The organism is Leifsonia sp. NPDC077715, from assembly GCF_040686855.1.
Classification (GTDB): domain Bacteria; phylum Actinomycetota; class Actinomycetes; order Actinomycetales; family Microbacteriaceae; genus Leifsonia.
The window spans coordinates 131,091-143,577 of record NZ_JBFBOG010000002.1; the positions used below are offsets into that span (position 1 = coordinate 131,091).

Consider the following 12,487-nt stretch of genomic DNA (forward strand, 5'->3'; position numbering starts at 1 on the left):
GCCCCGCGGCGTCCATGTGAAACCGGCGGATCGGTCAAGGCCAGTTGGCTTCCGTGCGGCGGCTACGTCCGGGCTCGTTTCACGTGAAACAGTGCGATTGCTTACTTCGAGCAGGTTCAGGCGTCGGAGATCAGCACCGGCATCGATTCGCGCGAACATACTGGCGGCGGCAGGGCTCCGATACAACCATGAGCTCGCCGAGCTAGCTGGCCGTGGCGCGATTTCCGCGTCGTTGGGGCGTTACTACGTCGTAAGCGTCGCGTCTGAGCCAACGATGGCCGTGCCGTGCTCAGCAGAAAGCAGGGAGCCTAGGGTCGCGTGTGAGTGCGGTCCCGCCACGCATAGTTTCACGTGAAACCGACTTCGCGCAGTGCCGACTCCTCGCGGCCTAAGTCGGACAAGCTGCCTAGTTTTCGGAAGCGTGGGGGTTTTGCGGGGGAGTGACGACGACCCGGTGCCGAACGAGCGCGCTAGCCCGCGTTTCACCTGAAACGGCCCGGTTGATAGAGGTGAGCGGCCCTGCCGACCGAAGGGCACCACTGCGCGATCCACCCGAGACGTACTCGCAGACCTCTTACGTCATCGTTGTAGGAAGAAACTCCATCAACGGGGCGGATATGAGGTGGTGGTCGCGACCTAGCGGTGAGCTGCGCATCTCGGGCATCGGCGACTCGGTAGCGGGTGAGCAACAGCGTGAGGGTGCGCGAGTCCAGGCTGGGATTCGTTTCATATGAAACAGTCCCCTCGCAGCGTCGCCCAGTCGGTACTCGGGCGTCGGCTCATGCGGTCGGCGGCTGCGACCTCTCGATTTGCAGCGCACTTTGCCCACTGGCCGCGATGGAGCAGCATCCGCCCGCGCGGACGATGGGGGCGTCACCCAGCTCGGGGTATGCCATGCCGCGACCGACCTACCCGGCAGGCCTCAAGGCGACCATCCGCGCTCGCTCCTCCACCCGCGTGAACCGCCACCGGCGCATCCAGAGCAATTCAGTGCGTTGGCTCATCGGTAAGCACCCTCGGTCGTCGGGCGCACCGACGGGCAGAACGGCCGTGGCCATCGCCCGCAGCCCGAACTACCACCGTCACGGCCCCGAATCAGACGCCGCACGTGCCGAAATCGAGTCGGCCGACAACTCCGAGCAGCGCTTAGAACGGCTCTCAGCGAACCGAAGCGCGTGCTCCAGAGCCCGGAGACGCCTTCTAAGCCGGAGTCCGGCGGCCCGAATCTAGCGTACGGTCGCCCGAATGACGCGTGTGACCTCGTCCAGCACACCCTCACCGAGGGTCAGCACCTCGATATCGTGCACCTTGAAGGTGCGGATCTCCTTGGTCGCCGCCTCCACCTCGGCCGGGGCGCCGGCGCCCTTCATCAGCACGAGCTCGCCGCCGTCCCTGAGCAGGGGAGCGGTCAACGGAAGGAGCTTCCGGAAGGCGCTCACCGCCCGCGCAGTGACCTGGTCCAACGGTACGTCGAGCCTCACGTCCTCGGCGCGGGCGCGGAGCACCTGAACGTTGTCGAGTCCGAGGTCGGCCACTTGCTCGCTGAGCCAGGCGATCCGACGCTCCATGGGCTCGATCAGAACGAACGAGACATCCGGTCGGGCGATGGCGAGCACCAGCCCGGGGAGTCCGGCACCGCTGCCGACGTCGCCGACCAGGCCGAGTCGCAGAAGGGGAGCCACGATCGCGCAGTTCAGGATGTGGCGCGACCACAGGCGGGGGAGCTCGAGCGGTCCGATGAGGCCGCGCTCCTCGCCCTGGTCTGCCAGGTTCTGAGTGAAGCGGCGGGCGACCTCGATGCGATCGCCGAAGAGCGCGGCGGCGGCGTCCGGTTCGGTTTCGACGTCGGTCACTGTTTCACGTGAAACTACGCGGCAGTGATGACGGTGTGGCGGTCTCGTCCCTCGCCGCGCGAGTTGGAGACATAGCCGCGCTCGGAGACGATGTCGTGCACGAGCTTGCGCTCATATGAGGACATCGGGGGGAGGGCCGCCTCGGCGGCACCCTCGTCGAGCTTGGTGATCGCACGGTCGACCAGAACGCCGAGCTCGGCCTGGCGGGCATCGCGCGAGCCGGCGATGTCCAGGATGAGCCGGGAGTATCCGCCGGTCTGGTTCTGCACGGCCAGGCGGGTCAGCTCCTGGAGGGCGGCGACGGTGTCCGCCTTCGCCAGGAGCGACAGGTTGGTGCCGTCCTCGGCGTTCACCGAAATGTAGGCACGACCGTTGCGGGTGTCGATGTCGATGTCGCCGTCGATATCGGCGATGTCCAGAAGCTCCTCGATGTAGTCGGCAGCGATGTCGCCCTCACGATCGAGGTCGGCCGGCTCGGTAGCCGCCGCGTCCTCGGCGCCGGATGCGTCAACAGCATCGGAGGTATCCACCGGCGCGGCGGTGTCCACACCGGTGAGATCGGCGGGCTCGGGGGAGGAGGTCTGAAGGTCGGTCATCGGTGCGCGGTCCTTACTTTCCTGCTTGCTTCTTGGCGCGTGTCTTGCTCACGGGCTGAACGCGCTGCGTCGGCTGCTTCTTGGGCTGCTCCTCGACGGTGAGGACCGTCGACCCATCCGCCTGGACGAGCTTGCCCTTCTTCGCCAGACGCGCCTCGCGCGCCTTCGCGGCATCCGAACCGGGAGTCGGCATGTTGCGGATGACCAGGAACTGCTGGCCCATGGTCCACAGGTTCGAGGTGAGCCAGTAGAACATCACGCCGAGCGGGAAGGCGAAACCGGAGAAGAGGAAGACGAAGGGGAGCAGGTACAGCAGGATGCGCTGCTGCTTGAACTGCGGGCTCGCCTTGGTCTCCGGCGACATGTTCTTGGAGACGATCTGCAGCTGCGTGATGAACTGCGACCCGGTCATCAGGATAACCATAACGGCCGCGATGATCATGACGGCGACCTGCGGCGGGTTGGCGTTCATCGCGCCCTGGAAGCTCTGGTGCAGGGGAGCGACGCCGAAGAGCGTGGCATTGCCGAACTGCTGGGCGAGCTCTTCGTTGAGCGGGCCGACGCCGGCGTGGCCGCCCTGGGCTCCGTTGAGCACCTGGAACAGCGAGAAGAACACGGGCATCTGCAGAAGCAGGGGGAGGCACGAACTCAACGGGTTGGTGCCCGTCTTCTTGTAGAGCTCCATGGTCTCGCGCGACATCGCCTCGCGGGAGAACTGGTCCTTCTTGCCCTTGTACTTGTCCTGGATCTTCTTCAGCTGCGGCGCGATCTCCAGCATCCGTCGCTGGTTCTTGATCTGCCGGACGAAGATCGGGATGAGCGCGGCGCGGACGACGACCGTCAGGCCGACGATCGCGAGTACCCAGGTGATGCCGGCCGCGGGGTCGAGACCCATCTGGGTGAACAGCCAGTGGAAGGCGACGAGGATCAGCTCCACGACCCATTTGATGGGCCAGAGGACGATTCCGATGAGATCAGGCATGACGCGTTGCTAAGCCCTTCGATGGCTGGTGAGACGTGAGGTGCCCTGTCGGCACGACGAAACCGAATGGAGTCACCCGGTACCGCTGCTTCCTGGCCGGCGGGACGTCGTCGACTCCGCCCGCAGCCCACGGATGGCAGCGGAGGATCCGACGGAGTCCCAAGTACGACCCCACCACGACACCGTGTTGCTGGATGGCCTGCAGTGCATACGACGAGCAGGACGGGTAGTACCGGCAGACGTCACCGTAGAGCGGGGAGATCACGGCCCGATAGGCGCGCAACAGAAGCACCGCGACATTCCGCGGCGCAAGGAGCACTGCTGCGATCGCGGTGTTCATGGACGGACGCTGCCCTTACTGAGATGACTGCGGCTGGTGAAACGGGCTGAGGCCCGGGAGAGCTCTTCGTGCAGGCTAGCCCACGGCGCTTGTACGGAGGCTGGCAATGCGCGCACGACCACATCCAGCCCGCCCGATGCCGGCTCCGCCGGTGAGAACCGGGGGAGCAGATCGTAGGCCGCGGCCTTTAGCCGCCGCCGGACCAGGTTGCGCGTGACCGCATTGCCCACCGTCTTGCTCACGATGAAGCCGAATCGCACGGCGTCGGAGTCGGGATTCGGGCGGATGTACGTCAAAGTGCTCGCTCCGGAGAAGCGAGCACCACGACGAACGGTCACCCGATAGTCCACCCCGCGCGTGATGCGATTGGCTTTCGCGAGCACCGAGCGGCCCCTACCGGAAGAGACTCAGGCGGAGAGCTTGGTGCGGCCCTTGCTGCGGCGCGCGGACAGGATGGCACGGCCGGCGCGGGTACGCATGCGGAGGCGGAAACCGTGGGTCTTCGCGCGCTTGCGGTTGTTCGGCTGGAACGTTCTCTTGCTCATATCTATCTCCGTGGGTGATCTCTTCGCAGGCCTGTGCTGAGATGGAAATGCCAGCACTGAGGACCAGGAAAGTTTGAGGGCAGCCGCAACGGCTGCAAGTCAACTGATTAAAACTACGGCCTCACAATGGACGAGGTCAAACCGATCGACTCAAATCCACTGATTATGCACGGTATTGGCAGGGAAGCGACGTCCGACGCGCCGACATATGCCGCGCATCGGATTTGATCGAGCTTCTGTGGACAAGTTACCGTGAGGTCGAAAGTTATCCCCAGGCCATGCCAATTCTGGCCGGAGATCGCTACGGTATTGCTCACACAGCGGTGGATAACTCTGTGAATACCCACCGGCGGCATCCGAAGCCGCCAACCCGACGAGAGTCACCGGGGGTCGACTCGTCCCCACGTCGGGCTGACGGCATCCGCAAAACAGACGAAGACGGGGAACGATGGCAGGCAGCGAAGAGCCCATAGCTGCGGCATGGCAGGACGTGCTCGGGAAGCTCGAGACGGACGATCGGATCACCCCGCAGCTCTACGGGTTCCTCAGCCTGGTCGAGCCGAAGGGCATCATGGCCGGCACCTTCTACCTCGAGGTGCCGAACGAGTTCACGCGCGGGATGATCGAGCAGCGCAGCCGACTCCCTCTGCTGAACGCGATCAGCGGCCTCGACGACGCCCTGGCGGTCAACACCTTCGCGATCGTCGTCAACCCGGAGATCCAGCAGGAGTCGATGACCGCGTCGGCCGAGCCGGAGTCCGCTCCCGCCTATGTGGAGCAGGTCGCCCCGCCGCTGGTCAGCCCTCCGACACCGGAGATCACCGCACCTCCACGCGGCGGCGATACTCGACTCAACTCCAAGTACAGCTTCGACAACTTCGTCATCGGCCAGTCCAACCGCTTCGCGCATGCCGCGGCGGTCGCGGTGGCCGAGGCGCCGGCGAAGGCCTACAACCCGCTCTTCATCTACGGCGACTCCGGTCTCGGCAAGACGCACCTCCTGCACGCCATCGGCCACTACGCGATGAGCCTCTACCCGGGGATCCGCGTTCGGTACGTGTCGAGCGAGGAGTTCACGAACGACTTCATCAACTCGATCGCGAACAACCGCGGCTCGTCCTTCCAGGCGCGGTATCGGAACATCGACATCCTGCTGATCGACGACATCCAGTTCCTGCAGCGCGCAGTGGAGACGCAGGAGGCGTTCTTCCACACCTTCAACACGCTGCACGACCACAACAAGCAGGTGGTCATCACCTCCGACCTGCCGCCGAAGATGCTCACCGGGTTCGAGGACCGCATGCGGTCGCGCTTCGAATGGGGCCTGATCACCGACGTGCAGGTGCCCGACCTCGAGACCCGCATCGCGATCCTCCGCAAGAAGGCGCAGAGCGAGAAGATCCAGGTGCCGGACGACATCCTGGAGTTCATGGCGACGAAGGTGTCGAGCAACATCCGCGAGCTCGAGGGGACGCTGATCCGCGTCACCGCCTTCGCCAGCCTCAACCGCACCCCGGTCGACATGCCGCTCGTGCAGACCGTGCTGAAGGACCTGATCACGCTCGACGACGACAACGTCATCGCGCCGACCGACATCATCACGAACACCGCCGAGTACTTCAAGCTCAGCGTCGACGACCTCTACGGCTCGAGCCGGTCGCAGGCCGTCGCCACCGCCCGCCAGATCGCGATGTACCTCTGCCGTGAGCTGACCAACCTCTCGCTGCCGAAGATCGGTCAGCTGTTCGGCGGCCGCGACCACACGACGGTCATGTACGCGAACAAGAAGATCAGCGAGCTCATGAAGGAGCGCCGCTCGATCTACAACCAGGTCACCGAGCTGACCAGCCGGATCAAGCAGAACCACCGCTACGGCAAGTAGGCGCGCCGTCCGGTTAGCGCATCACTTATCCACAAATCCATCCCCAGAGTGGGGACAATTCGTTATTAACACGTGTGGATAACTTGTGGAGAGCTTCCGGACAACGCGGCCGTTAATGGGGACGACGATCCACGTCCTGTGAATTGGACAGCCTCGACGTCGCCCCGTCCCTGGCCTGTCAACAGGCGGAATCCTCAGGTCATCAACAAGTCACCGGCGTGTGGTTCCCAGTGTTCGCCTGGCGTCAACAGAGTTATCCACATTATCCACAGCGGTTAACACGATTACTCTTTAACTCTTCTCATAGGGGGCAGACGACAACCTTCGGGGGTCAGGCGCACCGCCGCTTCCGCGTCACAGGCCAGGCGCTAGGATTTGTCACGTCCGACCGTCAACCCTCCAGAGGAGACTTCGTGAAGTTCCAAGCCAATCGGGATGTGTTCAGCGAGGCCGTCTCCTTCGCGGTGAAGCTCCTTCCGCAGCGGACGACCCTCCCCATCCTGAGCGGTGTGCTCATCGAGACGACGGAGAACGGACTCCAGCTGTCGTCCTTCGACTACGAGGTGTCGGCGCAGACCGAGATCGCGGCAGAGGTCGAAGAGCCGGGACGCGTGCTCGTCTCCGGCCGTCTTCTGGCGGAGATCGCTTCCAAGCTGCCGAACGCGCCCGTGCGCTTCTCGACAGAGGAGTCGAAGATCGTGGTTCGCGCCGGATCGGCGAACTTCACGCTGCTCTCCATGCCCGTCGAGGAATACCCGAGCATCCCGCAGGTGAGCGGAGAGGCCGGGCTCGTGCCGGCCGAGGAGTTCGCCGAGGCCGTGGCACAGGTCGGCGTCGCCGCCTCCCGTGACGACGTCACCCCGGTCATCACCGGCGTGCAGCTCGAGGTCGGGAACAACACACTGGGCCTCGTCGCCACCGACCGCTACCGCGTGGCCGTGCGCGAGATCGACTGGGACAACGGCACCACCTCGGGCGAACCGGTCACCGCGCTGGTCCCCGCGCGCACGCTGACCGAGATCGGCAAGACCTTCGGACACAGCGGCAACGTGTCCATCTCGATCACGAACCGGGACGACCGCGAGCTGATCGCGTTCACGGCCGACCGCAAGACCGTGACCTCGCTGCTGATCAAGGGCAACTTCCCGCCGGTGCGCCGGCTGTTCCCCGAGCAGGTCGACAACTACGCGGTGATCAACACCGCCGAGCTCATCGAGGCGACCCGCCGCGTCGCCCTCGTGCTGGAGCGCGAGGCCGCGCTCCGCTACACCTTCACCGCCGACGGGCTGACGCTGGAAGCGATCGGTTCGGAGCAGGCGCAGGCATCCGAGAGCATCGACGCTCTTCTCACTGGCCAGGAGACGGTGGTTTCATTGAAGCCGCAGTTCCTGCTGGACGGTCTTGGGGCGGTGCACTCGGAATTCGTGCGCATCTCCTTCACCAAGACCGAGAACCCCAACAAGCCGGGCCCTGTGCTCATCACGAGCCAGACCTCGAAGGACCAGGCAGGAGCGGATTCCTACAAGTACCTGCTCCAGCCGAACCTGCTCCTCCGCTGACCCGGCGCCGGTACGAGGAAAGAAGAGAAGGACAATCATGCACATCGGCCTCATCGGTCTCGGACGCATGGGCAACAACATGCGTGCCCGTCTCGAGAAGAACGGCATCGACGTCACCGGATACGACACGAACCCGGAGGTCTCGGACGTTCCCACCGTGGCCGACCTGGTTGCCGCCCTCCCCGCACCCCGCACGGTGTGGGTCATGGTGCCCGCCGGCGAGATCACCGACTCGGTCATCCGCGAGCTCGAGCCGCTGCTCGAGAAGGGCGACCTGGTCATCGACGGCGGCAACTCGAAGTTCACCGAGGACTTCAAGCACGCCGAGCTCCTCGCGCCGAAGGGCGTCGACTTCATGGATGTCGGCGTCTCCGGCGGCATCTGGGGTCTCGAGAACGGCTACGGCCTGATGGTCGGCGGCTCCGCCGACCAGGTCGGGCGCGTGATGCCGGTCTTCGACGCACTGCGTCCGGAGGGTCCGCGCGACGAGGGCTTCGTCCACGTCGGCGAGGTCGGCGCCGGCCACTACGCGAAGATGGTGCACAACGGCATCGAATACGCCCTCATGCAGGCGTACGCCGAGGGCTATGAGCTCCTCGACACCCGCAAGGACATCATCAAAGACGTCACCGGCACCTTCAAGGCGTGGCAGCGCGGCACGGTCGTGCGCTCCTGGCTGCTCGACCTCCTCGTGCGCGCTCTCGAGCAGGACCCGGAGTTCGAGCACATCGAGGGCTATGTCCAGGATTCGGGCGAGGGCCGGTGGACCGTCGAGGAGGCGCTGAACAACGCCGTCCCCGTTCCGACGATCAGCGCCTCGATCTTCGCGCGCTTCGTCTCCCGCCAGGAGGACTCTCCTGCGATGAAGGCCGTCGCCGCTCTGCGCAACCAGTTCGGCGGTCACGCCGTGAAGGCCGTGGACTGAACCCTTCTTGCGTGTCACACATCTCTCCCTGACCGACTTCCGCAATTACCGCACCGCGGAGGTGCCGTTCGCGGCCGGCGCGAATCTGTTCGTCGGCCGCAACGGCCAGGGAAAGACCAACCTCGTCGAGTCGCTCGGCTACCTGAGCACCCTCGGGTCGCACCGGGTGTCGAGCGACCAGGCGATGATCCGAAAGGATGCCGACGCCGCCATCGTGCGGGCGCGCATCCAGCACGATGGACGCGAGCTGCTGGTCGAGGTGCAGCTCAACCGGTCGTCCCCCAACCGGGCGCAGGTGAATCGGGCCGCGATCAAGCCGCGCGAACTGCCGCGGTACTTCTCGAGCGTGCTCTTCGCTCCGGAGGATCTTGCACTCGTCCGCGGCGAACCCGGCATTCGCCGCCGCTTCCTCGACCAGCTGCTCATCCAGCGGAATCCGCGGTTCTCGGGCGTCATCGCCGACTACGAGCGGGTGCTCAAGCAGCGCAACACCCTGCTGAAGTCGGCCCGCGCGTCACGCGTGCGCGAGGACCAGCTCGGCACCCTGGATATCTGGGACGAACGGCTGATCCTGCTGGGCTCCGAGCTGATGGATGCCCGGCTCGACCTGGTCGGCCGGCTGAGCGATCCGCTGGTGGCCGCCTACCGCTCCGTGGCCGGCGACGACCACCACCCTCGGCTGCTGCCGCAGCTGACGATCTTCGGTGCTCACGTCGAGGACGATGACGACAGCTCCGGCGACGACGCGGTAACGGGCTCAGCCGGTGTCGCGACCCCGGACGCCTTCCGCCGAGCGCTCGCGGCCGTGCGGCGCAAGGAGCTCGAACGCGGCCTCACGCTGGTCGGCCCGCATCGCGACGACGTGCTGTTCGAACTCAACGGGCTGCCGGCCAAGGGATACGCCAGCCACGGGGAGTCGTGGTCGTTCGCACTGGCGCTCAAGCTGGCTTCGGCCGAGCTGCTGCGCCGGGAGTCGACGACCGGTGATCCGGTGCTGATCCTGGACGACGTGTTCGCCGAGCTCGACCAGGCACGGCGCCGGATGCTCGCAACCGCCGTATCCGGTTACGAGCAGGTGCTCATCACCGCAGCCGTGTACGACGACGTCCCCGACGAGCTCACCGCACACACCGTCCGGATCGAGGCGGGGACGATCGTGGAGCCGGCCGGTGCCTGAACGAGCGAGCGAGGCGTCTGCCGTCTACCTGCGACTCAAGTCGCTGTTCACTGGAACGCCCGCGCGGCGAAAGCGTGCCGCGCGGGACGATCAGGCGGATGGGCTCAGTCGACCGTTCGGGTCCGGTCGCGATCCGCATGGCGTCGGCGACGTGGTCGATGCGCTCGCCGCTCAGCTCGGCTGGACCTCCGCGCTCGCGCAATCCGACGTCCTGGAAGGTTGGCGCGAATTGGCCGGGGAGGAGACGGCGAAGCACGCCGTGCCGGAGCAGATCTCCGACGGCGTCCTGGTCGTCCGCTGCGAGTCGACGGCATGGGCGACGCAGCTCCGGATGATGCGCTCGGAGCTCCTGGCGCGCATCGTCGAGCGGTTCCCCCAGGCTGAGATCGGGTCGATCCGTTTCCAGGGGCCGGACGCCCCCTCCTGGAAACGAGGCCCCAGGTCGATTCCAGGGCGCGGTCCGCGCGATACTTACGGCTGAGGCCACAAAAGAGGTCGACCTCACGCAGAAAATGCGTCAGAAGGCCGTTTCCGGGACTTTTGACCCCCGGCTCTTGGTAGAATGGATTGTCACTACTGAGTGCGGTCAGGAGCCTAATTTCATATGACGATGGAACCGAATGCGGCCGGGACACAACACGAGTACGGCGCGAATGAGATCCAGGTCCTCGAGGGTCTCGAAGCCGTCCGCAAGCGACCCGGAATGTACATCGGTTCCACCGGTCCCCGCGGTCTCCACCACCTGGTCTACGAGATCGTCGACAACTCCGTCGACGAGGCGCTGGCCGGTCACGCCGACAACATCGAGGTGACCATCCTCGCCGACGGCGCGGTCCGCGTCGACGACAACGGTCGCGGCATCCCGGTCGACGAGCACCCGGTCGAGAAGAAGTCGACCGTCGAGGTCGTCCTGACCATCCTCCACGCCGGCGGCAAGTTCGGCGGAGGCGGATACGCGGTCTCCGGCGGTCTGCACGGCGTGGGCAGCTCGGTCGTGAACGCGCTGTCGACCCGCCTCGACGTCGAGGTCCACCGGCAGGGATACGCCTGGCGTCAGAGCTACCGCAACGGTGTTCCGCAGGCGCCGCTCGAGCAGGGCGAGGCGTCGGACCGCACCGGCACGATCATCACCTTCTGGCCGAGCCCGGACACGTTCGAGACCGTCGAGTTCGACTACGAGACGCTGCGCACACGCTTCCAGCAGATGGCGTTCCTCAACAAGGGCCTCCGCATCGCGCTCACCGACGAGCGTCCGCCGGCGATCGAGCCGGTCGAGGGCGAGGTCGATGACGACGAGTTCGCCGCACGCCACGACGTGTTCCTCTACGAGCGCGGTCTGACCGATTACGTGGAATACCTCAACTCGGCCAAGAAGGCGGAGGTCGTCCACGACGAGATCATCTCGTTCGAGTCAGAGGACACCGAGCGCAAGATCGCGCTCGAAGTCGCCATGCAGTGGACCACGAGCTACAACGAGAGCGTCTTCACTTACGCGAACACGATCAACACGCACGAGGGCGGAACCCATGAAGAGGGCTTCCGCGCCGCGCTGACGACACTGGTCAACCGGTACGCCCGCGAGAAGGGCATCCTGAAGGACAAGGACGACAACCTCTCGGGCGACGACGTGCGCGAAGGTCTCACCGCGGTCATCTCGGTCAAGCTGTCAGAGCCGCAATTCGAGGGCCAGACCAAGACCAAACTCGGCAACACCGAGGCCAAGGCGTTCGTGCAGAAGGTCGTCGGCGACCAGCTCGGCGACTGGTTCGACCGCAACCCGAACCAGGCGAAGGACATCATCCGCAAGGCGCTGCAGGCGGCGACCGCGCGCATCGCGGCCCGCAAGGCTCGCGAGACGGCGCGACGCAAGGGCCTGCTCGAGAGCGGCGGGATGCCCGGCAAGCTCAAGGACTGCCAGTCGAAGGACCCGACGGTGTCGGAGATCTTCATCGTCGAGGGCGACTCGGCCGGCGGCTCCGCCGTGCAGGGCCGTAACCCCGAGACGCAGGCGATCCTCCCGCTGCGCGGCAAGATCCTGAACGTCGAGAAGGCGAGGCTCGACCGGGCCCTCGGCAACAACGAGGTCCAGGCGATGATCACGGCGTTCGGCGCGGGCATCGGCGAGGACTTCGACCCCGAGAAGGCGCGGTACCACAAGATCGTGCTGATGGCCGACGCCGACGTCGACGGCCAGCACATCACCACGCTGCTGCTCACCCTGCTGTTCCGCTACATGCGCCCGATGATCGAGCTCGGCTACGTGTACCTCGCGCAGCCGCCGCTCTACAGGCTGAAGTGGTCGAACGCCGAGCACGAGTACGTGTACTCCGACCGCGAGCGCGACGCCTTCCTGGCCGAAGGGCTCGCGGCGGGCAAGCGCATCCCGAAGGACAACGGCGTGCAGCGCTACAAGGGCCTCGGCGAGATGGACTACCAGGAGCTGTGGGAGACCACGATGAACCCGGAGACGCGCACGCTGCTCCAGGTGACGCTCGACGACGCGGCCGCCGCCGACGAGATCTTCGCCACCCTGATGGGCGAGGACGTCGAGTCGCGCCGCTCCTTCATCCAGAAGAACGCCAAGGACGTGCGGTTCCTCGACATCTGACGCGCGAGCGACAGAGACGG

General features: G+C 65.6%; 12 protein-coding genes. 6 read left to right on the forward strand and 6 right to left on the reverse strand.

The annotated features are described in order from the left end of the window. Positions 1-1,226 precede the first annotated feature (1,226 nt). Genes rsmG through rpmH form a run of 6 tightly spaced genes read right to left on the reverse strand, consistent with a single transcriptional unit; the run spans position 1,227 to position 4,316 of the window. On the reverse strand, positions 1,227-1,853 hold the full coding sequence (gene rsmG / locus AB0P25_RS07520; RefSeq protein ID WP_363806395.1) for a 16S rRNA (guanine(527)-N(7))-methyltransferase RsmG: 627 nt from the start codon (positions 1,851-1,853) through the stop codon (positions 1,227-1,229). Positions 1,854-1,867: 14 nt separating this feature from the next. Continuing rightward, positions 1,868-2,449, reverse strand: a complete 582-nt coding sequence (locus tag AB0P25_RS07525; RefSeq protein WP_363806396.1) for a R3H domain-containing nucleic acid-binding protein — start codon at positions 2,447-2,449, stop codon at positions 1,868-1,870. Positions 2,450-2,462: 13 nt separating this feature from the next. Next, positions 2,463-3,431, reverse strand: a complete 969-nt coding sequence (yidC, locus tag AB0P25_RS07530; protein ID WP_363806398.1) for a membrane protein insertase YidC — start codon at positions 3,429-3,431, stop codon at positions 2,463-2,465. Continuing rightward, positions 3,424-3,771: a membrane protein insertion efficiency factor YidD gene (gene yidD, locus AB0P25_RS07535; RefSeq protein WP_363806399.1), complete on the reverse strand. Its 348-nt coding sequence runs from the start codon at positions 3,769-3,771 to the stop codon at positions 3,424-3,426. The genes yidC and yidD overlap by 8 nt, the downstream gene beginning before the upstream one ends. Beyond that, on the reverse strand, positions 3,768-4,154 hold the full coding sequence (gene rnpA / locus AB0P25_RS07540) for a ribonuclease P protein component (protein WP_363806401.1): 387 nt from the start codon (positions 4,152-4,154) through the stop codon (positions 3,768-3,770). The genes yidD and rnpA overlap by 4 nt, the downstream gene beginning before the upstream one ends. Before the next feature lie 24 nt (positions 4,155-4,178). Next, entirely contained in the window at positions 4,179-4,316 is a 138-nt protein-coding gene (gene rpmH, locus AB0P25_RS07545; RefSeq protein ID WP_064110460.1) for a 50S ribosomal protein L34, read from the reverse strand. Between the two features lie 448 nt (positions 4,317-4,764). Here rpmH and dnaA point away from each other — a divergent pair, with 448 nt between their 5' ends. From dnaA to gyrB, 6 genes are all read left to right on the forward strand, one after another. Further along, positions 4,765-6,198: a chromosomal replication initiator protein DnaA gene (gene dnaA, locus AB0P25_RS07550; protein WP_363806403.1), complete on the forward strand. Its 1,434-nt coding sequence runs from the start codon at positions 4,765-4,767 to the stop codon at positions 6,196-6,198. A 413-nt stretch (positions 6,199-6,611) separates the two neighbouring features. Next, positions 6,612-7,757, forward strand: coding sequence for a DNA polymerase III subunit beta (gene dnaN / locus AB0P25_RS07555; RefSeq protein WP_064110462.1), 1,146 nt, complete (start codon positions 6,612-6,614; stop codon positions 7,755-7,757). Positions 7,758-7,794: 37 nt separating this feature from the next. Beyond that, entirely contained in the window at positions 7,795-8,682 is an 888-nt protein-coding gene (gnd, locus tag AB0P25_RS07560) for a phosphogluconate dehydrogenase (NAD(+)-dependent, decarboxylating) (RefSeq protein WP_363806405.1), read from the forward strand. 7 nt (positions 8,683-8,689) lie between these two features. Beyond that, the gene (gene recF / locus AB0P25_RS07565) at positions 8,690-9,859 is read left to right on the forward strand and encodes a DNA replication/repair protein RecF (protein WP_363806408.1); all 1,170 of its coding nucleotides are present in this window, start codon (positions 8,690-8,692) and stop codon (positions 9,857-9,859) included. Further along, positions 9,852-10,340 carry a DciA family protein gene (locus AB0P25_RS07570; RefSeq protein WP_363806410.1) on the forward strand — a complete coding sequence of 163 codons (489 nt, stop codon included), beginning with the start codon at positions 9,852-9,854 and terminating at the stop codon, positions 10,338-10,340. Before recF ends, AB0P25_RS07570 begins: the two co-directional genes overlap by 8 nt. 123 nt (positions 10,341-10,463) lie before the next feature. After that, positions 10,464-12,467: a DNA topoisomerase (ATP-hydrolyzing) subunit B gene (gene gyrB, locus AB0P25_RS07575; protein ID WP_363806411.1), complete on the forward strand. Its 2,004-nt coding sequence runs from the start codon at positions 10,464-10,466 to the stop codon at positions 12,465-12,467. Positions 12,468-12,487: the final 20 nt, after the last annotated feature.

Excerpts from the sequence above, each read along its gene's own strand:
- yidC (WP_363806398.1), bottom strand. The coding sequence starts at position 3,431 with ATGCCTGATCTCATCGGAATCGTCCTCTGGCCCATCAAATGGGTCGTG.
- AB0P25_RS07525 (WP_363806396.1), bottom strand. The coding sequence starts at position 2,449 with ATGACCGACCTTCAGACCTCCTCCCCCGAGCCCGCCGATCTCACCGGT.
- dnaA (WP_363806403.1), top strand. The coding sequence starts at position 4,765 with ATGGCAGGCAGCGAAGAGCCCATAGCTGCGGCATGGCAGGACGTGCTC.
- gyrB (WP_363806411.1), top strand. The coding sequence starts at position 10,464 with ATGACGATGGAACCGAATGCGGCCGGGACACAACACGAGTACGGCGCG.
- rpmH (WP_064110460.1), bottom strand. The coding sequence starts at position 4,316 with ATGAGCAAGAGAACGTTCCAGCCGAACAACCGCAAGCGCGCGAAGACC.
- gnd (WP_363806405.1), top strand. The coding sequence starts at position 7,795 with ATGCACATCGGCCTCATCGGTCTCGGACGCATGGGCAACAACATGCGT.
- yidD (WP_363806399.1), bottom strand. The coding sequence starts at position 3,771 with ATGAACACCGCGATCGCAGCAGTGCTCCTTGCGCCGCGGAATGTCGCG.